Origin of the sequence: Lysinibacillus sp. UBA6686 (assembly GCF_002455205.1) — a bacterium.
In the GTDB taxonomy this organism is placed as follows: Bacteria; Bacillota; Bacilli; order Bacillales_A; family Planococcaceae; genus Lysinibacillus; species Lysinibacillus pakistanensis.
In genome coordinates this window covers 1-20786 of record NZ_DKJS01000079.1, presented here as the reverse complement: position 1 = coordinate 20786, position 20786 = coordinate 1, and the positions used below count along the sequence as shown (strand labels likewise).

At 36.4% G+C, this 20786-nt stretch carries 19 protein-coding genes; 13 read left to right on the top strand and 6 right to left on the bottom strand.

Translation table 11 applies throughout. The features are described 5' to 3' along the window. The 6 genes from B2R82_RS21155 to B2R82_RS21130 form a co-directional block, all read left to right on the top strand. Positions 1–204 (top strand): hypothetical protein (locus B2R82_RS21155; protein WP_414674131.1); only part of this gene is annotated, 204 nt, incomplete at its 5' end. An 88-nt stretch (positions 205–292) separates the two neighbouring features. Next, on the top strand, positions 293–616 hold the full coding sequence (locus tag B2R82_RS21150) for a PadR family transcriptional regulator (RefSeq protein WP_283871835.1): 324 nt from the start codon (positions 293–295) through the stop codon (positions 614–616). Next, positions 600–1145 (top strand): DUF2812 domain-containing protein, encoded by a 546-nt coding sequence (locus B2R82_RS21145; protein ID WP_286926882.1) that lies wholly within the window; start codon positions 600–602, stop codon positions 1143–1145. Before B2R82_RS21150 ends, B2R82_RS21145 begins: the two co-directional genes overlap by 17 nt. 16 nt (positions 1146–1161) lie before the next feature. Beyond that, positions 1162–1488, top strand: a complete 327-nt coding sequence (locus tag B2R82_RS21140; protein WP_286926880.1) for a DUF2812 domain-containing protein — start codon at positions 1162–1164, stop codon at positions 1486–1488. A 428-nt stretch (positions 1489–1916) separates the two neighbouring features. Beyond that, complete coding sequence (locus B2R82_RS21135; RefSeq protein WP_286926878.1) at positions 1917–2822, top strand: ABC transporter ATP-binding protein; 906 nt, start codon at positions 1917–1919, stop codon at positions 2820–2822. After that, on the top strand, positions 2776–4050 hold the full coding sequence (locus B2R82_RS21130; protein WP_286926876.1) for an ABC transporter permease: 1275 nt from the start codon (positions 2776–2778) through the stop codon (positions 4048–4050). Before B2R82_RS21135 ends, B2R82_RS21130 begins: the two co-directional genes overlap by 47 nt. Positions 4051–4635: 585 nt before the next feature. On the opposite strand, the gene B2R82_RS21125 is transcribed toward B2R82_RS21130, so the two are convergent. Beyond that, entirely contained in the window at positions 4636–5541 is a 906-nt protein-coding gene (locus B2R82_RS21125) for an NAD(P)/FAD-dependent oxidoreductase (RefSeq protein WP_286926874.1), read from the bottom strand. Between the two features lie 457 nt (positions 5542–5998). Between B2R82_RS21125 and B2R82_RS21120 the strand changes: the two genes are divergently transcribed. The 5 genes from B2R82_RS21120 (at position 5999) to B2R82_RS21100 (ending at position 11736) form a co-directional block, all read left to right on the top strand. Continuing rightward, positions 5999–6259 carry a hypothetical protein gene (locus B2R82_RS21120; RefSeq protein WP_286926873.1) on the top strand — a complete coding sequence of 87 codons (261 nt, stop codon included), beginning with the start codon at positions 5999–6001 and terminating at the stop codon, positions 6257–6259. A gap of 62 nt (positions 6260–6321) precedes the next feature. Beyond that, the gene (locus B2R82_RS21115) at positions 6322–7491 is read left to right on the top strand and encodes a toxic anion resistance protein (RefSeq protein ID WP_286926871.1); all 1170 of its coding nucleotides are present in this window, start codon (positions 6322–6324) and stop codon (positions 7489–7491) included. A gap of 286 nt (positions 7492–7777) precedes the next feature. Beyond that, positions 7778–8311 carry a hypothetical protein gene (locus B2R82_RS21110; protein WP_286926869.1) on the top strand — a complete coding sequence of 178 codons (534 nt, stop codon included), beginning with the start codon at positions 7778–7780 and terminating at the stop codon, positions 8309–8311. Positions 8312–8436: 125 nt separating this feature from the next. Next, the gene (gene rarD, locus B2R82_RS21105) at positions 8437–9354 is read left to right on the top strand and encodes an EamA family transporter RarD (RefSeq protein ID WP_286926867.1); all 918 of its coding nucleotides are present in this window, start codon (positions 8437–8439) and stop codon (positions 9352–9354) included. A 480-nt stretch (positions 9355–9834) separates the two neighbouring features. Beyond that, positions 9835–11736, top strand: coding sequence for an endonuclease MutS2 (locus tag B2R82_RS21100; protein ID WP_286926865.1), 1902 nt, complete (start codon positions 9835–9837; stop codon positions 11734–11736). Between the two features lie 107 nt (positions 11737–11843). Here B2R82_RS21100 and B2R82_RS21095 read toward each other — a convergent pair whose 3' ends face one another. Beyond that, on the bottom strand, positions 11844–13094 hold the full coding sequence (locus tag B2R82_RS21095) for a helix-turn-helix domain-containing protein (protein WP_286926863.1): 1251 nt from the start codon (positions 13092–13094) through the stop codon (positions 11844–11846). 140 nt (positions 13095–13234) lie between these two features. Between B2R82_RS21095 and B2R82_RS21090 the strand changes: the two genes are divergently transcribed. Further along, on the top strand, positions 13235–14521 hold the full coding sequence (locus tag B2R82_RS21090; RefSeq protein WP_286926862.1) for an MFS transporter: 1287 nt from the start codon (positions 13235–13237) through the stop codon (positions 14519–14521). Between the two features lie 150 nt (positions 14522–14671). Here B2R82_RS21090 and B2R82_RS21085 read toward each other — a convergent pair whose 3' ends face one another. The 4 genes from B2R82_RS21085 to B2R82_RS21070 all read right to left on the bottom strand — a co-directional run bounded on the left by B2R82_RS21085 (position 14672) and on the right by B2R82_RS21070 (position 18509). Beyond that, the gene (locus tag B2R82_RS21085; protein ID WP_286926906.1) at positions 14672–15376 is read right to left on the bottom strand and encodes a LutC/YkgG family protein; all 705 of its coding nucleotides are present in this window, start codon (positions 15374–15376) and stop codon (positions 14672–14674) included. Continuing rightward, a complete protein-coding gene (locus B2R82_RS21080; RefSeq protein WP_286926861.1) occupies positions 15376–16803 on the bottom strand; it encodes a LutB/LldF family L-lactate oxidation iron-sulfur protein in 1428 nt (475 codons plus the stop codon). The genes B2R82_RS21085 and B2R82_RS21080 overlap by 1 nt, the downstream gene beginning before the upstream one ends. A gap of 19 nt (positions 16804–16822) precedes the next feature. Continuing rightward, complete coding sequence (locus tag B2R82_RS21075; protein ID WP_286926859.1) at positions 16823–17539, bottom strand: (Fe-S)-binding protein; 717 nt, start codon at positions 17537–17539, stop codon at positions 16823–16825. A gap of 241 nt (positions 17540–17780) precedes the next feature. Next, positions 17781–18509: a FadR/GntR family transcriptional regulator gene (locus tag B2R82_RS21070; RefSeq protein ID WP_286926858.1), complete on the bottom strand. Its 729-nt coding sequence runs from the start codon at positions 18507–18509 to the stop codon at positions 17781–17783. A gap of 432 nt (positions 18510–18941) precedes the next feature. Here B2R82_RS21070 and B2R82_RS21065 point away from each other — a divergent pair, with 432 nt between their 5' ends. Further along, on the top strand, positions 18942–20618 hold the full coding sequence (locus tag B2R82_RS21065) for an L-lactate permease (RefSeq protein WP_286926857.1): 1677 nt from the start codon (positions 18942–18944) through the stop codon (positions 20616–20618). Positions 20619–20786 lie beyond the last annotated feature (168 nt).

The window sequence follows — 20786 nt, the reverse complement described above, 5'->3', positions numbered from 1 at the left end:
AAGAGAACTGCTCAGGTAGGACGAGAAAGCGCTCGGGTGGCGAAGCGAACTGCTCAGGTAGGACGAGAAAGCGCTCGGGTGACGAAGCGAACTACTCAGGTAGGACGAGAAAGTGCTCAGGTGGCGAAACGAACTGCTCAGGCAGGACGAGAAAGCGCTCGGGTGGCAAAGAGAACTGCTCAGATAGAATCGAAATCTACATGAATAACATTGACAACTATATCGTCTGCTGATATATTCTTTATTATATCGTATGTCGATATATTGTTGTGCGATATAGAGGGGGATTTGTATGACACAAGAGCATCCGCCGTTAACGGAAGGCGTGTATTATATTTTATTAGCTTTATTTGATGCGAGGCATGGTTATGGGATTATGCAATTGGTAGAGGAAATGAGTAATGGTCGTGTTCGGCTTGGGGCTGGAACAATTTATGGTGCGATAAAAACCTTGCTGGAACGGGGCTGGATAGAAGCGCTAGAAGATGATGGGCGAAAAAAGGAATATGTAATCACTGAGAGTGGAAAAGAAGTTGTGCACTATGAAATTTTAAGATTAAGGGAACTTTTTGATAATGGTATCCGTATAACGAAAGAGGATGGGAACTTTGCATAAATATTGGTTAGTGATGAATCCGTATGATATTGAGAAAAGAGTTAATGAGATGGCTAGTCAAGGCTGGCATTTAAAAAAATTTACTTGGATTCGTTTTACATTTGAGCAAGATGAACCAGGTAGCTATATTTATCGCCATGATGAATTGGAGCGATTTGGTTCTACCTATGAGGATGAGTACCTAGATTTTCTTAAATCCTCTGGGATAGAACAAGTAGACCGTTCTGGAAACTTTGTTTTCTTTAGAAAGCCTGCTCATGAAGGACCCTTTGAACTTTACTCTGATAAAAAAACTAAAATCAGTAATTTGTCCAAAAAAATTACGTTGCTATCATTAATTCTCCTACTGAATTTGTTTGTTGGAATAATAGGACTTATTAGTATTTCCGGAGGGCAGCATACAGATATGTTGAAGTTGCTATTGAATAGTACTAATATTCTTATCGTTATGTTATTAGTGGGACCAATCCTTAAGCTTATGCGAGTGCGTAAAAATTTGAAGAAGGAACTGGATGTGTTTACAGATTAGAGAGGAGGATAACTCTGTGAAAATATTTAATTTTCGTTTTTTTATTGATTATGAACGAGAAGAACAATGGGTTAATTACATGGCAGAACAAGGCTGGCACTTAAAAAAGTTTTGGCCATTCATTTTTCTCTTTGAATATGGCAAATCTGGCGAATACATTTATCGCAATGAAATGGTGCTAAAACGAAAAAAAGATTACTATGATTTTTTAGATACGATGAATATTGAACATGTAAATTCATTTGGGGTATGGGCGTACTTACTTCAGAAAAAGGAAAGAGGAGGGGCATTTCAAAATATTTTCCGGGAAATCAGAAAAAATAAAATATTTGTCCCGTATTAATACATTGTTTATCTTGGCTTGTCTGATTAATGCATTTGCAGTGTTATTGAACATTGCACCAATTATGCTTACACATCAAGTTAACCAAGCATCCCCATGGATTTGTTTATCTTCATTCAGCAGTAGGCTCTCACCTCTACAGGTGGTGAGATAATGCGGTTTTGGTTCCTTTTCAGTGGGTAATCAAATACCTATTGAATGAAGATAAAGCCTCCGGCTGATGTCACGGATTTTTAAAGGAATGAATTGTGCGGACACAATTCAAAATCCGGACGCAATTACGCCAAGGCGAAATTGATTTAATGTCTTCTTAATTTCCTTATTAACGATCCGTAAAAAGAAATTAAAATGGCTTACTCATATTTATGAGGATTAGAGAAAGACAGATTGCTTACAAGTATTACATAGACTAATAGGGAGGAAAAAGAATGACATTACAATTACAGCATGTCACAAAGAAGTATAAGGATTTTACAGCAGTAGATAATCTTAATTTCCACATAGAAAAAGGGGAGATTTTTGGGTTAATTGGGCAAAATGGTGCTGGTAAAACAACGACCTTCCGTATGATTTTGGATTTGCAGGAAACAACGGAGGGGACGATTACATGGGATGGTAAACCAGTGAATGCTATTAACCGTGATGTTCTCGGTTATTTACCTGAGGAACGGGGTATATTCCCAACGATGAAGGTTGAGGATCAATTATACTTTTTTGGTGAGCTTCGTGGAATGAAAAAGGCGGAGTTAAAGAGGGATATTGATTTTTGGATAAGTAGATTTGAGCTTGAGGAAAAGCGGAAAGATAAAGCAGAAACACTATCGAAGGGGAATCAGCAAAAAGTACAGCTAATTGCGAGCTTTATTCATAAGCCACAGTTCTTAATATTAGATGAACCATTCAGTGGGCTTGACCCTGTCAATAAAGATTTACTGAAGGATGCCATATTACTTTTAAAAGAACAGGGCACAACGATTTTGTTCTCTAGTCACCAAATGGATAATGTTGAGGAGTTGTGTGATCACCTTTGTTTATTGAAACGTGGTGTCTCTCTTTTTTCAGGTAGTTTGCTGGATTTGAAGAAACAATACGGGAAAACCAAATTGGCTGTACGTACAGATTGGTCAACCACTCAATTGTTGACACTTGAGGGTGTGAAAGATGTGCGCGTTGAGAAAGAGCAAACAGTGCTAACTTTGAAGGACGAGAGCTTTGCACAGAGCATTTTCCAACAGCTTTCCAATGGCGAATATATTGAGAAATTTAGTTTAGATTACTTATCATTAGATGAGATCTTTAAGGATAAGGTTGGTGGCAACATTGTCGAAGTTTAATTTATTAATGAAACAGCTATATAGATCAAAATTAAAATCAAAGTCTTTTGTATTAATGACATGTCTTTATATACTCGCGATGTCCGTTGCCATTTTTTGGTCGGATATAAAGGAGTTATTTACAGGTAATGATCAGGCAAAGCAAATAGCCATTGTAAATGAAACAACTGCCGACTTAAGTGGGCTGTTCGTTTCCAATGATGATATGAAATTTTTACAGAATGAAAAAAATCTATCAAAGCTAGAGAAAAAGGTCAAGGACGAGAAGCTTGATGCAATCGTTAAAATAACAGATCAGAATGGTCAATTGCATGCTGAAATAGCAACGTACACACCGTTAAAACTAAATGATCAAACTACTATCTCTTCATTACTGCAATATGCGGGTCAGCATTATGCTGTTCAAAAATTATCATTAACATCTGAGCAGGCAGCGCAAATTATGAGTGCTAAAACAATTATCTCCAATAAAAATTTAAATGAAGAATCTTCTGGTGGTAAAAGTGAAGAGGAAAAGCAATCAGGACTATGGGTGTCCTATGCAGTTGGTATATTAATCTACTTCTTTATTTCCACATTCTTATCTATGATTACAACAGAGATTGCCTCCGAAAAAGGCTCACGTGCAATGGAAATGCTTTTAGTGAGTGTCAAACCAGCTACCCATTTTAAGGCAAAAATTGCTGGTGTGTTGTTATTAGCTTTAACACAAATGGGAATTATTGCAGTGGTATTCCTTGTGTATGCTAAATTTGTGAAGAATGGAGTTATTTGGGATGCTGCTACAAGCATTGTAAAGGAATTGTCGCTGGGATACGTTATTTATGCAATACTTTTCCTACTCTTGACAATCGTCCTCTATTTAATTGTAGGGGCTCTATTCGGTTCATTAGTTTCCAAAGTTGAGGAAGCGGGCCAGGTATTAATGCCTGCAATGATGATTACATTAATCGGCTTCTATGTAATGCTATCTGGTATCGGCAATCCAGATACGCTTATTATTAAGATATTCTCCTATATTCCATTTACATCTGGCATGGTTATGCCGATGCGCATTGGGGCTACTGATATAGGGGGGATGGTACCACTTTTATCATTAGGTATTTTAGTAGCAACGATTATTATCGCTTATTTATTTAGCCTATCCTTCTATAAGCGTAGTGTTTTAACTTATAGCACAGGCGGCGTGATCCAAAAAATTAAAACGGTCTTAAAAGTGACAACATAAACGATAGAGCAGCTATGGCTTGTTTTATTAAAAGTCAAGCGTTCAACAAAATTAAAATATTAAACATTTTACTGTAATTCGAAACGGAACAGATTATTACCTCGTTCCGTTTCTTTTTGTTGTGGACTATAGAAAGAGTTATTTTTAAATCAATTGGAAGTGTGAAACTATTTGCGACTTTTTCATCCCTAGAAACCCCTATAATGCATGACCCATTAGATTCTATTTATCGATATCAGGAATATTTACCATCCACAACCAAATAGCCTACCTAGTAAAAGTCATCCATTTAAAAAATATAATTATAAAAGCAAATCGATTTATTTAAACTAGCTCAAAATACATTTTTTCTAGTAAAGATTTGTGTAGCCTTTACTTTAATTTAACAGCTCATCTATTTTTCAAGCCTTTTTTGTTCTATTAATACTGCTGCTGATTGCCCCGAATTCCGTATCCTGCTATTAAAGCGATGACTCCAACAGTTGTAGAAATGCATCTTAGTATGATATTGCTTCTAGCATATAAAATGGGTTAAACCATTGATTAGCATCCCGTCAAGCGGATAATAAGGCACCAATGACGTAATTAAAAGCGTTCCATCGTTAAATCAGTATTTACTGAAACCGCAGCTTTATTACCTTTAGCAGCTGAAATCATTAAAGAGGAGGGTTTAGATCTTTCGGTTTCCCCTGCAATATATACGTTTTTTTGAGTTGTTCTACCAACACCATCTGTTATTACTTTTCCATCTTCATCAATTTCACAGCCAAGCTTCTCAGCAAACTGATTGGGGCGATAATAAGATGGGGCAACAAATCCACCCGACCTTATAATGGTTGCTCCTGTTTCAAACTCTATTTTTTGTAAGTACCCGTCTTTACCTATGAAGTCTCTTATCTTTTCTGATATAATTTTGATATTGTGTTTTTGTAACTCCATTTTACCTTCTTTAGATAAGTGAACTCCATTCGTTAAGACAACCAAATCCTGCGACCAATTATAAATTAACTTAGTCAAATGCAGTACATGCTCTTCTTTTTCTGCAATAACCACTAATGGCTTATCCTTTTGCTCCCAGCCATCACAATACGGACAACTAAATAGACTTTTCCCATAAAACTTTCTTATACTTGGTAAAGTAAATATTTCTTGAACACCGGTGGCAAGTATTATTTTTTCTGAAACAATTTCCTGACTAGTAGATGTTTTGACAGTAAATCGCTCATTACCTATATCTTTCATAATTTCAGTAACTGTTGCATTAAGATATGATACGGACGGGTAATTCTCCAATTCGTTTAACGCTATTTCTTTAAACGTTTGTGGTTTTATCCCATCTCGTGTAATAAATCCATGTGACGCTTGTGTCACTCTATTCCTATTTGTCCCATCATCAATTAATGCAATATTTCTCCTAGCCCTTCCTAAAGTTAAGCTAGCACTTAACCCAGAAGGACCTCCACCTATAATGATACAATCAAGGACATTCATTTTTTTACCTCCGTATTGATTTTGTTTAATTTTGACTTGTTATTTGCAAAAGAGAACTACAGTATTTCCCCCATCATGGATTTCCATTCTTTACACACTAATATTAATTATGAAAAGAAGTGACGTATGTCCAGCGAGAAACATTACTTTTATGTTTATTTCTAAGTCTGAACACAATAGTATTGTGAGACTACAAAAATCATTCATGAAGAATAAGTTGTCAAATCATAAAGGATCAATTTATCGTTATTGATAAAATGACCCTATTTCATATCGAATTATTCAGTTTAATTCCAACTAAGCAACTTTTAGGACCTCATGTACAATTATAATCTTACAGAGTATAGCTACTTTTTAGTGTGTGCATGTCAAACATAGAAAACAATGTCAAGTTTTTAATGGATTCTGTCGAATTTCCTCGTAAAACAAGCTATAATTTATAAAAGGGGTTGAAACTATGTTATCGCAAGCACAAATTGATGCTATTTTAAAACAAAAATCAAATGATCGTCCCGCATCAAAGGAAGAGAAGGAACTGTTTTTTGACAAGCTTAAGCAACAGGTACCTAAGAGTGATGAATTAGTCTCAATCTTGAATAATCGTGAGCAATTGCAGGTTTTTGTCGATATTTCTAACCCAACAAGTTTTAGACTTCAGCTTGAGCATTCGGAGGGTTCATATAGATTGACAAACTCATTTTTTGCAATGCTTGAATAAATGAAACTTTTTTGTACTGGAATCGTAAATAGTAGAAGATAAATCGCAGGGGGTAAATCAATATGTCTGAATTCAATAATGACCTATTAAAATCGAAAGATCCATTCGCATCAGAAAATCCATTATTACAGCCTAATCCATTAGCAAAAGTGGAGCAAGAGCAAAAACCAGTACTTGTTTCTGAGCAAGAGTTATCTCAAATTGCTCAAAATCAGTTGGCATTAAAGCAAGATCCTGAGGTTCATGCCTTAGCACAAAAAATTGATGTAAAAGATCAAATTGCAATGCTAGAGCTTGGAAAAGAAACAGCGAATGGCATTTCTACTTTTTCAGATAAAATGCTTGCAACAATGAAAACGAGTAAGCTTGAGGAATCAAGTGTATTATTAAATAACTTAAATCGAATTATGGATAAATTTGATCCTCAAGATTTTGCGGAGGACAAAAAGGGAGGCTTCCTAACAAGGCTATTTACAAAAGGAAAGGAACAATTAGAAAAGTTTCTATCCAAATATGACAGCATGAATAAGGAAGTTGATGTGATCTATCGTGAGATTCAAAAATATGAAGTTGAGATGAAACGAAATACGGTTGATCTCGAAAATCTTTATGATCAAAATTTAGACTACTTCCAAACGTTGAGTAAGTTTGTTGCCGCGATTGAAGTAAGAACTGACGAAGTACGTTCGTCATTGCCAGCGCTTGAACAAAAAGCTCAAACTGGTGATCAATTAGCAGCAATGGAATATGAAACATTGCTCCGTGCTGTGGAGTTACTTGAGCAACGTCGTTATGATCTTGAAATGGCACAGCAAGTTTCATTCCAGTCTGCTCCACAAATTCGATTGATGCAACAAGGGAATAACCATTTAATTGCTAAAATTAACTCTGCGTTCGTTACAACAATACCGATTTTTAAGCAAGGACTCATTCATGCTGTAACGTTAAAACGCCAAAAGCTTATTTCAGATTCAATGAGTGAGCTGGACCGTCGTACAAATGAAATGCTTGTGAGAAACGCAGAGAATATTAGTAAAAATAGTGTCAATATCGCACGTTCTGCAGGTAGCCCAAGCATAAAAATTGAAACAATTGAAACAACATGGCAAACAATTATGGCTGGTATTCAAGAAACAAAACAAATTCAAGCGGAGACAGCGAGAAATCGTGAGGAAGGCCGAAAACGTATAGAACGCCTACAGCTTGAATATGAAAAACTGAAAAAAATGTAACCTTAAAGCTTCTTGCAGTATGCAAGAAGCTTTTTCTTGCGCAGGATATTTAATTTTTTCAGCAAATGCGTGAGATACAGAATTCTCACATCTCAATAGGTGGTGAGATGAATACGAATTTAAGCTACTTTTCAGATCTCTCCTAGATTTGTCTTTGACAAAAAAGAAAATAGTCATTATGATTATTTTAATGAGAATGATTATCAATGGAGGAAGTGTGTGGATAGATGGTTATTATAGCAATACCATTACACGAAGATTCTAGTAGTGGAGTGAAGAAACAATAATGGGCAAAGTAAATGCAACTGGATTGTCTTGTGAAACATTAAAAGATGGGGCCCTTGCCATTAATACGACGGAAACGCTTATACTCGTATCACAAAATCGGTATCAGGGATTAATGCATATAGAAGAGCTGTATAACGCCATGCATATTGATGTAGATGAGAAACATCATATTTTAGAGCAGGAGCGAAAACGATTAAAAAAACAAAAATTACAGCTTACGGAAGAAGTGCAAAAATTAAAGCAGCAAAATGTGGTATTACAAAAGAAGTTGACTGAATATAATTGTGCAGTTGATGAGCTGAAGGAGCTTCGCAGACAAAATACTGAGCTACTTTTTGAATTAAGTAAATACACTGCGTTGTCGAGAGAGTCACTTTCAGGCCCTCTCAAATCAATGATTCGTGATATGCGGGAGCAGGGTGTAGGTATTAAGGAAATCCATATTCGTATTAAACGGCAAATTAATCCAGATATTAGCTATAGAATGGTGCGTAACTATATTTCTGAGCTTGAATCTGAGGATAATGCATAGCTCCATATAGAAAGGCTGTAAATTAAGCATTTACAGTTCCAGAGCTAAGTCCTATAATTAGTCTATTCTTTAAAAATTGCGCAAAGTCGTAATCGATTTCAACAAGAGTAGGAGAGTTAGAGGCAATGTCAAATGAAAAAAAAGGGGTTTTGGCAGCGTTCTTGGCTTATGTCTTCTGGGGTGCCTTTCCTCTATATTGGAAATTACTCGAGCATGTACCGAGTATGGAAATATTATTATCTCGAGTCATCTGGTCCTTTGTCTTTACGGTACTAGCAGTAGTCCTATTTGGCATGCGTAAGGATCTTCTAGCAGATTTAAAGTATTTATGGTCACACCAAAAGCATTTCTGGCAGTTGGCAGGAGCATCCTTTGTCATTTCTATGAACTGGTATTTATATATTTGGGCAGTTACACATAACCATTTAATTGAGACAAGCTTAGGCTATTATATTAATCCGCTGCTTTCAGTTATTTTTGGGGTTATCTTCTTTAAAGAGACGCTTAATCGTGCACAATGGGGAGCTACAGGAATTGCCTTTCTTGCAGTCATTATTTTAACGATTAACTATGGTTCTGTTCCATGGGTAGCACTGCTTATTGCATTATCCTTCGCCATTTACGGTGTATTGAAAAAGAAAATTTCACTTGATGCCACTAGAGGACTAGCTATAGAAACATTATTCATTTTACCAATTGCATTAGGCTATTACGTCTATCTGTTCACAACGCAGCAAGCTTCATTTTTACATGTTGATGCAAAAACAGACATCCTGATGATTGTTAGTGGCTTGGTGACAGCTATACCTTTAATTTTATTTGCAAAAGGTGCACAAAATATTCCGCTTTATTTACTAGGTTTTATACAATATGTCTCACCGACTATTGTCTTAATTTTAGGGATTGTGTTATATAAAGAGCCGTTTAGTCAGGTAGAGTTAATTGCATTTAGTATTATTTGGGTAGCTTTACTACTGTTTTCTGGCTCGAAAATCATTGAAACGAGAAAGGCTCATCATAAATCTGCTTATAAGAACTTGTAGAAATTTTCTACAGGTTTTTTCTTTGTTACATTTATGTCAGTTAGCCAAGAGCATATCTCAGTCTTACTAAGAAGATGAAAGCACCTTTACTTTTTTTATTGCATATAGTAAGATAATGACAAATTAGATAACAATGAAAAATATTGAGAGGTGCTTTTTGTGAGTGTAGTAGGTTCTAAATAGGAATAATTACATCGAAATAAAATGATTGACGACAGGGGATTTATGGAAAAGTAACCCCTTATTTGGTCATGCATTTATTTCAATACCTATGAAGATACCTACAATACTTTATAAAGCGTGTAATGCACTGACTAACTTCATGTTGATGAGGTTTTTTCAGGATGCTTATTACATACCCTTTGTAATGTGAAAGCTGTGGTATCCCCGCAGCTTTTTTTATTTTAATAAAATCATTGCTATCTAATAATAGGTATCTTCATGAATGATTCTAAAAAATCATAGTGAGGAGAATTAACAATGAATTATACTACTCTTGAGAAGTTACAATATAATGAATTGAAGGAAAAGGTAAAATGCTACTGTGTGAGTGGGTTAGGTAAACAGCTATTGGATAAATTAGAGCCAAGTTCTAGCATATCTGTTGTGCGAAATCGATTGAACGAAACGACAGAGGCACGGGCCATTTTAGATGCAGAGGGGTATATTCCGTTTTTAGGCGTAACAAATATTGACAGCACCATCAAGAAGCTTGAAAAAGGGGTTATTTTAGACCCAAGTGAGTTAATAAGCATTTCAGATTTTTTACGGGGATGCCGCAAAATAAAAAAATTTATGTTGGAGAAGGAGTTTTTTGCGCCAGTTCTTGCATCCTATGCTCTGTCGATGGCTGAATTTAAAAGTGTAGAAGAGGAAATAAATTTTGCGATTAAAGCTAATCGCGTAGATTCAGCGGCTAGTCGAGACCTAAAGCGTATCCGAAACCATATTGATGCGACAGAGGAGAAAATTAAAGAACGCTTAACAAAATTTTTAAACAGTAGTGCAAATAAAACCTATATACAGGAATTTTTTATTAGTAAAAAGGACGATCGTTACACAATTCCTATTAAGGCGTCCTATAAAAATCATGTACAGGGAACAGTGGTGGAAATTTCAGCGAAGGGTGCTACAGTTTTTATAGAACCTAGCGCAGTTGCAAAATTAAATGTAGAGTTGGCGACCCTGAAAGCGGAGGAAGCTATCGAGGAATATCAGATTTTAGCTTCATTATCAGGACTTCTGATGGAAAATATTCGAGAAATCACGATTAATATGGAGTTGATTAGTCAGTATGATATGGTTTTTGCTAAAGCTAAGTATAGCAAGCAAGTAGGAGGCATTGAGCCAAGCTTGAATGATTATGGCACTATCAAATTAATCAATGGGAAGCACCCTTTATTACCAGGGAATGCGGTGCCATTAACGTTTGAAATCGGTCAAGATTACCGAAGCTTGATTATAACAGGGCCTAATGCTGGTGGAAAAACGGTAGTCCTCAAAACGATTGGCCTTTTAACATTGGCAACCATGTCAGGCTTCCATATCATAGCCGAAAAAGGAACCGAAATAGCTGTATTTGATAATATCTTCGTAGATATTGGTGATAATCAAAGCATTGAAAATGCCCTTAGTACATTTTCGTCTCATATGAAAAATATTTCGGACATTATGATGGCATCGAATAATCATACATTATTACTTTTTGATGAAATCGGCAGTGGGACGGAACCAAACGAAGGAGCGGCATTAGCTATATCTATTTTAGAGGAATTCTATCATATGGGCTGTATAACAGTAGCTACAACCCATTACGGTGAAATAAAACGTTTTTCTGAAATGCACAGTGATTTTATGAATGCGGCTATGCGTTTTAATAGCGAAACATTGGAGCCATTGTATCAATTAATGATTGGTGCCTCTGGCGAAAGTAATGCGCTTTGGATTTCACAGAAAATGAATATTCGCAAAACAGTATTACAGCGTGCCAAGGACTATTTGGACAATAAGGATTACCAGCTAGAACGGGTTCATGACAGTAAAATTAGAAGGCCTAAAATAGGAAAAGAGAGCACAAAGATGAACCATAAATTTTCCAAAGGGGATCGAGTGAAATTATTAGATTATGATGATGTTGGGCTTGTCTACAAAGAAGTAGATAATTACTATAATGTTGTCGTGTATTATAAGGAACAGTTTATGGAGGTAAATAGTAAGCGTTTGGTATTAGAGCTTTCTGCAACTGAACTATATCCTGAAGATTATGATTTGGAAACATTATTTGTAGACTATAAGGAACGCAAGCTTCAGCATGATATTGATCGTGGCTCGAAAAAAGCTCTACGCAAGATTCAGAAGGAAATGAGAAGGGATAACAGGTAAGGGTTAGATGGGGTAGAGGAAAATTTCTTTTTTTCTCTACCCTTTTTTTAGTAATAAAGTTTCGAATTTATTTAAATGAGCAATATATAATTCACAATAGATCATTTTTATTTCACAGTGTCAATTTGTCCCTTAATGGAATAATAGGTTTCTTCAATTTTTTGCTTATACGGAAGATCGATTAAATCCTGTGAATCCATATAGGCCATTTTTGCAATTTCATAGGCTGTTGTTAACTCACCGAAATGTGCATAACAGAGTGCCTTATAGGAGAAGCATTCATTAAAGCCTAAAATGTCAAATGGATGTAGGATGAAGGAAGGAATGTTTGTAAAATGTTCAAAAGCCTCCTTAGCTTCTTCATATCGACCTAGTAAATATAAGGATTTACCTTTTTCGCAATAATATAGGTTTTTATCAAATTTGATGGCTCCCATATCCATAAGTGGACGAAAACGCTCTATCTCCTCTAGTGCCTTTTTATAATCATGGGTGTAATTGTTATAATAGTGAGCTCGTAATGTGAAAATAAAAGCATCCACATCTGCTTGTTCCACAAAAACACGATATTGCTCAAGCTTTGTTATCAAATGCTCTGCTTGTTCGAAATCATTGTCAACCATGGCACAAAACGCTGCTATACGATACATATCATCAATATAATAATAAAATTGGTTTTTATGTGCATTGGCAATCGATTCTTTAACGAGTTGTTTCCCTGCTTCATGTTCTCCGATGGCTAATTGAAAAATGCTAATATAATAAGCCAATTTCCCAGCATCTCGTGAATCAAGTTGATAATTTTCCTGCTCAGCCTCTTCCTTAGCCTGTAAGATACAGGAATAAGCCATATTATAGTTTCGACCTTCCATGAAAACAGCTGATTGTATGACATAGGTTTCAAACCAATGACTCAGTAAATTAATTTCTTTAAATATAAAGCGTGCACGATTGAGTGGCGATTCCCATGTCGTTATGCCTGCTTGATATTGTGCTACCGCGTAAATATACAGTAAACGACCTGCTTCATAGCTAAGTGGGAGCTCTTCTACATAAGGCTTAATCATCTCTATAGTTTGTTCCAGGTTTTTAGTATCACCAAGCTGTATTTCTGCATAAAAAATTTCCACCTGCTCTAAAAGATGTCGTATTGTAGAAGGTGCTATTTCTTCAAGTAATTCACTTGCTTTTACCCCTAAACGCTCCGCGATATAGTCAAGGCTTTCCATCGAGGGCTTAGCCTTATCATTTTCAATTTGACTTAGCATTCCTTTTGTAAGACGATCGCCAGCAAGAGCCTCTAATGTTAATTTTCGTTCCTTTCTTAAATTGCGAATTCGTGTACCTAAAGAGTTCACTGCCTCGCCTCCTTTATTTATAACATGACCTTTGTTTAATTATATTAAACTTTCTATTGCGTGAAAAGTAGAAGTTATGCTATATTTTGTTTAATAAAATTAAACTTTTAATTTTTATTAAAAATTTGGAGGGTTTTAGAATGGATGAAGCAGCAAAATATAAAAAAGCAACCTATCATTTATGGACATTTACAGCCAGCAAATTGATAGCGATGCTAGGGACGAATGTGCTATCCTTTGGGATTAGTTTGTATATCTTAGCCATGACGGGGTCTGCAACAAGCTTTGCGACCAACATGATATGTTCAGTATTACCGCGAGCACTTGTTGCACCAATAGCTGGCCATGTTGCTGATAATTACTCGAAAAAACGTACAGTTCTACTTGCACAAGCAGGAACGATTTTAACAGTAGGGGGCTTACTGCTCTATACAGAAACAGTAGGGATGTCGGTCTATGCTATTTATGTAGCAACAGTTTTTACTGCGATATGCTCCGCTTTTTCAGGTGTAACATTCTCATCTGCAATCGCAACATTGGTCAATCCAGAGCGATTACAGCGTGCCATGTCATTCAACCAATTATCGGTATCTGTTGCTGCAATTGGGGGGCCAGTAATCGGGGGAATGATGTATGGGTTTTTCTCAATGAAAGTATTTTTAATAGTCAATATGATTGCCTATTCAATTGCTTTTCTCTTGGAAGCAACGATGAACTTTAATCTTTATAGTACAAGGGAAGAAGATGTGAAAAAGGAAAAGATTTGGGAAGGGCTTACTAGTGGCTTTCGCTATATTAAGCAGCAAAAGGTTATTAAAACCGTAATGTGGATGTCATTATGGATTAATTTATTCTTCTCTGCCATTGTTGTTGGTGGGACTTATATTATTATTGAATTACTAAAAGTAAAATCTACACATTTTGGCTTTATCGAAGCTTCTGGTGCTTTTGGTATGCTCATTGCCTCCATTTATTTTGCGACAAGGGCAGAGGTTAAAGTACCGTTACGTTTTTCTAAAATCAGCTTATTGCTGCTAGCAAGTAGTTTGAGCTTAGCCGTATTACCATTATTGATGAAATTATCGTATTTAACGATTGTGATTTTTTATATTGTGATTTACTTTATTTTTGCAATCTTTGAAATGGGTATTAATATGCCTATTGGTGTTTATATGCAAAAGCTAATAGCAGAAGAATACCGAGGACGTGTATTTGGATTAATGGAAACGATGGCTATGTCGATGATGCCAATTGGTATGATGGTGTACGGCATTTTGTACGATACATTACCAGCAACGGCTATTTTACTCTCTACAAGTGCAATTATTGTAACGATTACATTGGTGTTGCTCCGGGCTTCTGTCTTAAAAGAAGCACACCCAGAATTTTATAATAAAGAAATTGTAACAGAGAGTTTAACAAATTAATTCGCCTTTTATTAAGTAGTACAAAAAATAACCAGACATTCTGCAATTTATAGAATGTCTGGTTTATCTTTTCAACTAATCTAAATGTAGTACCAACTCCTAAGTATCTGTATCTTGAATAAAAATTAGTAGCGATAGTGCCAGAGAAAATTACTGGTCCTCAATGACGATGTATGTTGCTTTAACAGGCCCATGTACACCTACAATCAGAATCATTTCGATATCAGCAGAGTTACTTGGTCCTGTAATAAAGTTGATACAGGAGGCGATTTGCTCTCCGTCTCTTATTTTTTCACGAATAAAGCGGGCAGCTTGCGTCATACGTGGAACGATTGTACTTTTAGGAATCAAAATAATGGATTTCTCTGGTAAGAAGCTAACAGATCTACCTTTATTCTTGCTACTAAAAAGTACAGCAGTTCCTGATTCAGCTAATGTTATTTCGCTTATGGTAATGCCGATATTTGCTTTTTCAGCCTGCCGAATATTTTCCTCATGCTGTGCCGGGTTCCATTCATACAGTTGAATGCCCATTTGTGACCAGTGTGATGTGAGGCCAAAACGTTCAAAACGCTCATCTCTCCATGTAACTACTGAACGACCTCCATAATTATCAACGATTTTTTGTAAATCCTTTGTAAGATTAGCTGTATCTGTTAACACAATGTCTGTATGAATATTTTTACATTGCTCCACCAAAATCTCTACTAATTCATCTTTTGTTGCATTTTTGAGCACTCTCTCTTGTGGCTGATATTGCCATATAGGTTGTGTAAGCTCAGTTTTGGGTGCACGTCCAAGCTGCTGAGCGATTTTTGATAAAAAGGCATCTCTATTTTCTATAGTACCTATCATCACTGCTCTCCTCCTTTAGAACGTTGCTTTAGCCAATTTCTGAAACTATCTTTATTGGGTGCAGGAAAATCTCTTGCTTCTGTCCACGCTTTTAAAGGACCAGGACCATTTGAGATTTTATTGTCTTTAGTAAATGGTGACATTGCAGGTGAGACCATCTTTGTCGCCATTTTATAAAGAGTAGGGGAGGAGGCACCTAGACCAAAAGCTTTCATTAATAGCTTTTCAGAAACAGGTGCTCTTCCTTCGTTTTCAACAATTACTTGACGATGGCGATGAATAAGCTGATGTAATGGAATTTTCACAGGACAAGCATCTGTACATGCCCCACACAGTGTGGAGGCATATGGTAGCTCCTTATAGTCATCGTAGCCACCTAATAATGGGGAGAGTACAACACCCACAGGCCCTGAATAGATGGAGCCGTACGTATGACCACCAACATGACGATAAACAGGACATGCATTGACACATGCTGCACAGCGAATACATTGTAGAATTGGTTGGAATTCGCCTCCTAAAATATCGGAGCGCCCATTATCAACAATGACTAAATGAAATTCCTCTGGGCCATCTGTATCGCCTTCTTCTTTAATCCCCGTTAAAGTTGTAATATAGCTCGTTAGCTTTTGACCAACAGCGCTTCTTGTTAATAAACTGACAAGGACCTCCATCTCTTCAAATGTAGGAACAATTCGTTCCATGCCCATAACGGTAATTTGAGTTTTCGGTAGGGCAGTCACTAAATCTGCATTACCTTCATTTGTAACAAGTGTAATAGAGCCACTTTCTGCAATGGCAAAATTACAGCCTGTGATGCCAATATCAGCAGTCAAATACTCATTCCGAAGTTTTTCACGGACATAGAGGGCAAGCTCCTCTGGTTTTTCAGTTTTATCATAGCCTTGCTTTTCTTTAAAAACATCCCGTATCTGCTCCTTATTTTTATGCAAGGCTGGAACAACAATGTGGGATGGTGGCTCATGATCATCCACCTGTAAAATGTATTCACCTAAATCTGTTTCAATAACTTCACAACCAAGCTCTTCTAGCACAGTATTTAAATTGATCTCTTCTGTAACCATTGATTTTGACTTTACGATTTTCTTAGCATTTTTCTTTTTTGCAATACCTTGAATATAGTCTGTTGCTTCTTTTGCAGTTTGTGCAAAGTAAACATGTCCACCTCTTTGTGCAACATTTTCACTTAACTGATATAAGTAAAAATCTAAGTTTGCTAGCACATGCTTGCGAATTTCTTCTCCATGAGAGCGCCATTCCTCCCAATGACCAAGCTCTTCAGCCTGTGTAAGTCGACGTGTTTGAAAGCGTTCCTGTGCACTTGACACAGCTCCACGCATAAATGTATTGTCTAACTCCTTCGTTACTCGATGATTAAATTGATCGTCACTAGTTTTCATTGCCATTGCTATTACCCCCTTTAATCTATCGACAATTTAATACTTCTGCAATATGCATCACTTTAATTGGCTTCCCCTGCCGATCAATTCGACCGCCAATATTGATTAAACAACCAGCATCAGCGCCAATAAGGATATCTGCTCCTGTTTGTTCTACATTTTGTACTTTTTCAGTAACCATTTCTCCTGAGATGTTGCCCATTTTTACTGAAAAGGTACCACCAAATCCACAACAGCGATCTTTTCCTGACAGTTCCACATATTGTAAACCTTTCACTTGACGTAATAATTTAAGTGGTGCTTCTTTTACTCCAAGTAGGCGTGTCATATGGCAGGATGTATGATAAGTAGCTATCCCTTCTAAATGGGCTCCAACGTCCTCAATCTTTAATACATTGACAATAAATTCTGTAAATTCAAAGGTTTTGTCTGCTAATGCTTGTGCTTTTTGTTCCCAAATCGGGTCCTCCTTAAAAACCTCTGGATATTCCTTAAACATATACGCACAGGAGCCTGAAGGAGAGACCACATATTCAGCATGTTCAAATGCTGTAATCATTTTTTTCATGGCATTTTTAGATTCTTTTACGTAGCCACTATTATAGGCTGGCTGGCCGCAGCAAATTTGATTTTCTGGAAAATCAATTTCACAGCCAAGTCTTTCAAGTACTTCAACAACAGCTTTTCCTACATCTCCTTGAAACATATCAACTAAACAAGTTGCAAATAGTGTAACTTTCATGATTATCGCTCCTTTTTATTATCTCCTACATTAACTGGGGAAGTTCTTTTAAGTGGTAGATTCACTTCCCAAACAATTACGATTGACTTGAAATTCTGCATAATTCAACCGGTCATCTGATGACTATATTGGGTAAATAGATTATTTTTATAATACTACAACTTTTCAAATGAGTAAAAGTGTTTATTATAAATTTTCGAAAAATTTAAAAGCTGCCTATATAAAAACTAGGCAGCTATTGTTATTTCATTGATTCAGTTGTTTCAAAATATTGCATTAAAACCTTTTCGACATTGCTTAAATGGGAGGCCATAGCATGCTTTGCCAGCTCTTCATTTTGCTGTTTAATGGCAAGGAAGATTTGCATATGCTCATCGTATAGCTGCTCACTTGTTGTTTTTTTAGAGTATAACCAAATTCGACGTGTCTCTTTCATTGTTTCAATCATTAACCCTGAGACTTGGTCTAATATAGTTGCAAGCATGGGATTTTGTGATGCTTTAGAAATGGCCGCATGAAATTGGAAATCCACTTTTTCGCCTAGCTCGCCATCTCCTTGTACACGTTTCATTTCATCCAATATTTGAATCATGGCTTGAATGTCCTCGTCCGTTCGATGGATAGCTGCGCTTGCAGCTGCACCTACTTCAATGATTTTGCGCACTTCTAACAAATGAGCAACATCTTGTTTATTTGTTAATATTGCTGTCGATAGGGGAAAATCAAGTTGGCTCGGCTGGATGCTTTTAACAAAGGTTCCTGAACCCTGTTTGATTTCAATGAGTCCCATTGCCTTTAAAGCAGAAAGTGCTTCTCGTATAGCGGATCTACTTACCTGTAATTGTTCTGCAAGCTGTTCAACAGAGTCAAGACGATCACCAGGTTTCAGTACACCAGCTCTAATTTTTTCATAAAGGATTTCGGATACTTCTTCATAGATTTTTTTTGGTTTAATTTTTCTTAATTCCAAGGAGCTACACCTCATTTATGCTCAATCATATCTTTATTATACATGAAGAAAAGTAATTTACTTACTCTTTAACGTGAATACTTTGTGTAAATAATATGGAACTATAAGTAACAAATAATTTTTATATGTCGAATTTTAAGATTTCAAAAAAATATTGAATTTTGAGAATATAGTTAATATAATCTTATCATGCGGTCATCAGATGACCTAATATTCTGTTGTTTAAATAGCAGTAGAAGAATTTGAAGGTTTATTACAATAACATGGGAGCGATAGTGTATTTCTTTTGTTAGAAGTTATTTCTACAAGAAGGGAATGGAATCGACAGAAAAATCTTCTGGTGATGTGAATGACTTGAGAGGAGTGGAAAATACCGAGTACTAGTGTGGCGTAAAAATGAATTTGGGAGAAAATATATGGGGGGTATGAAATATGACATTTACACAAAATTTCACAGCTGTTGGAGATAGTCTTGGGTGGTCAGCCGCTGTAGCAGTAATTCCGATTCTTTATTTTTTCTGGGCTTTAGCTGTAAAGAAAATGAAGGGCTATATGGCAGGTTTAACAACGCTATTTGTGTCATTACTGTTGGCTGTTTTTGCTTTTAAAGTACCTGTAGCAACAACTATTATGTCTGCTTCTCAAGGAGCGGTTTATGGGCTGGTACCAATTGGCTGGATTATTGTAACGTCTGTTTTCTTATACAATTTAACAGTGAAAACAGGCAATTTTAATATCATTCGTCATTCTGTATTATCAATTACTGAGGATAGGCGTATTCAAGCTTTACTCGTAGCATTTTCTTTTGGGGCTTTCCTTGAAGGCGCTGCTGGGTTTGGAGCACCTGTTGCCATATCAGCAGCATTATTGGTTGGACTTGGCTTTAATCCTTTGTATGCCGCTGGACTATGTCTTATTGCGAATACAGCGCCAGTAGCATTCGGAGCAATAGGTGTTCCTATTACAGCAATGGAAGGTCCAACAGGTATATCAGCGTTCGAAATTTCGAAAATGGTTGGTCGACAATTGCCATTTCTAGCAGTCTTTATTCCATTCTTTTTAATTTTCATTATGACTGGTTTTAAAAAAGCTTTGGAAGTTTTGCCAGCAATTTTAGTATCTGGAATTTCATTTGCTGTTACACAATATTTAAGCTCTAATTTTTTAGGACCTGAATTACCAGATGTTTTATCTGCCTTGGTATCATTATTTGCACTAGCGATTTTTATGAAATTTTGGCAACCAAAAACAATTTATCGCTTTGCTTCAGAGCGAGAGGTTCCTATTTCAAAGGCTACCAATGAATCATATAGTGGAGCAGCGATTGTGAAGGCATGGTCCCCGTTTATTATTCTAACGCTCTTTATTTCTTGCTGGGGGATTCCTACGATTAAAAGTGCACTTACAGGACATTATGAAGGCGCAAATATGATACTCAAAGGTGTAAATGTCTTAGGACAAACCCTAACATTTATGCCTGAAGTTCCTTTTTTGCATAATCAAGTATTGAATGGTACAACTGGTGATCCAATTGCTGCTGTTTATAAGTTAGAGTTATTGGGTGCTGCGGGAACAGCTATTTTGTTAGCGGCTATTGTGTCCAAATTTATAGTGAAAATTTCTTGGAGAGAGTGGAGTAAAACATTTTTCGAAACGTTGAATGAGATTAAGTTCCCACTGATCACAATCTGTAGTGTTGTTGGTTATGCCTATGTTACGAATACTGCTGGTATGATGACAACGCTTGGCTTAGTGTTAGCGAAAACGGGTGCATTATTCCCATTCTTCTCACCCGTATTAGGATGGCTTGGCGTATTTATCACTGGTTCGGATACTTCGTCAAATGTATTATTTGCCAAGTTACAACAGGTTACCGCAGATTCTGTCGGGATGGACCCGGTGCTAGCACTTGCTGCGAATTCATCAGGAGGTGTAACTGGCAAAATGATTTCACCGCAGTCAATAGCGGTGGCTGCAGCAGCAGTTGGCCTTGTTGGACGAGAATCAGAATTACTGCGTTTTGCCTTAAAGTATAGTATTCTGCTGCTGTTATTTATTTGTATTCTCACTTACTTACAAAGTAATGTACTGGCTTGGATGATTCCATAGTGAAATGAACGATTTATTTAAATAAGAAAGGTTACAACGGAAGTCTCTTGGAAGCGTTTTCTATTCTCTAAGATACTAAGACACGAAAATGTTTTTTAATCAAAAAAACTTTCTAAATGGAGGGAAGTCAATTGACATGTATACGTAAAATTCTCGTAGCCAATCGGG

Bases quoted from the DNA above. Each gene is read 5' to 3' on its own strand.
- B2R82_RS21065 (WP_286926857.1), top strand. From the start codon at position 18,942: ATGACATTTACACAAAATTTCACAGCTGTTGGAGATAGTCTTGGGTGG.
- B2R82_RS21110 (WP_286926869.1), top strand. From the start codon at position 7,778: ATGGGCAAAGTAAATGCAACTGGATTGTCTTGTGAAACATTAAAAGAT.
- B2R82_RS21135 (WP_286926878.1), top strand. From the start codon at position 1,917: ATGACATTACAATTACAGCATGTCACAAAGAAGTATAAGGATTTTACA.
- B2R82_RS21145 (WP_286926882.1), top strand. From the start codon at position 600: ATGGGAACTTTGCATAAATATTGGTTAGTGATGAATCCGTATGATATT.
- B2R82_RS21075 (WP_286926859.1), bottom strand. From the start codon at position 17,539: ATGAAAGTTACACTATTTGCAACTTGTTTAGTTGATATGTTTCAAGGA.
- B2R82_RS21130 (WP_286926876.1), top strand. From the start codon at position 2,776: ATGAGATCTTTAAGGATAAGGTTGGTGGCAACATTGTCGAAGTTTAAT.
- B2R82_RS21120 (WP_286926873.1), top strand. From the start codon at position 5,999: ATGTTATCGCAAGCACAAATTGATGCTATTTTAAAACAAAAATCAAAT.
- B2R82_RS21125 (WP_286926874.1), bottom strand. From the start codon at position 5,541: ATGAATGTCCTTGATTGTATCATTATAGGTGGAGGTCCTTCTGGGTTA.
- rarD (WP_286926867.1), top strand. From the start codon at position 8,437: ATGTCAAATGAAAAAAAAGGGGTTTTGGCAGCGTTCTTGGCTTATGTC.
- B2R82_RS21150 (WP_283871835.1), top strand. From the start codon at position 293: ATGACACAAGAGCATCCGCCGTTAACGGAAGGCGTGTATTATATTTTA.
- B2R82_RS21100 (WP_286926865.1), top strand. From the start codon at position 9,835: ATGAATTATACTACTCTTGAGAAGTTACAATATAATGAATTGAAGGAA.
- B2R82_RS21090 (WP_286926862.1), top strand. From the start codon at position 13,235: ATGGATGAAGCAGCAAAATATAAAAAAGCAACCTATCATTTATGGACA.
- B2R82_RS21115 (WP_286926871.1), top strand. From the start codon at position 6,322: ATGTCTGAATTCAATAATGACCTATTAAAATCGAAAGATCCATTCGCA.
- B2R82_RS21080 (WP_286926861.1), bottom strand. From the start codon at position 16,803: ATGGCAATGAAAACTAGTGACGATCAATTTAATCATCGAGTAACGAAG.
- B2R82_RS21085 (WP_286926906.1), bottom strand. From the start codon at position 15,376: ATGATAGGTACTATAGAAAATAGAGATGCCTTTTTATCAAAAATCGCT.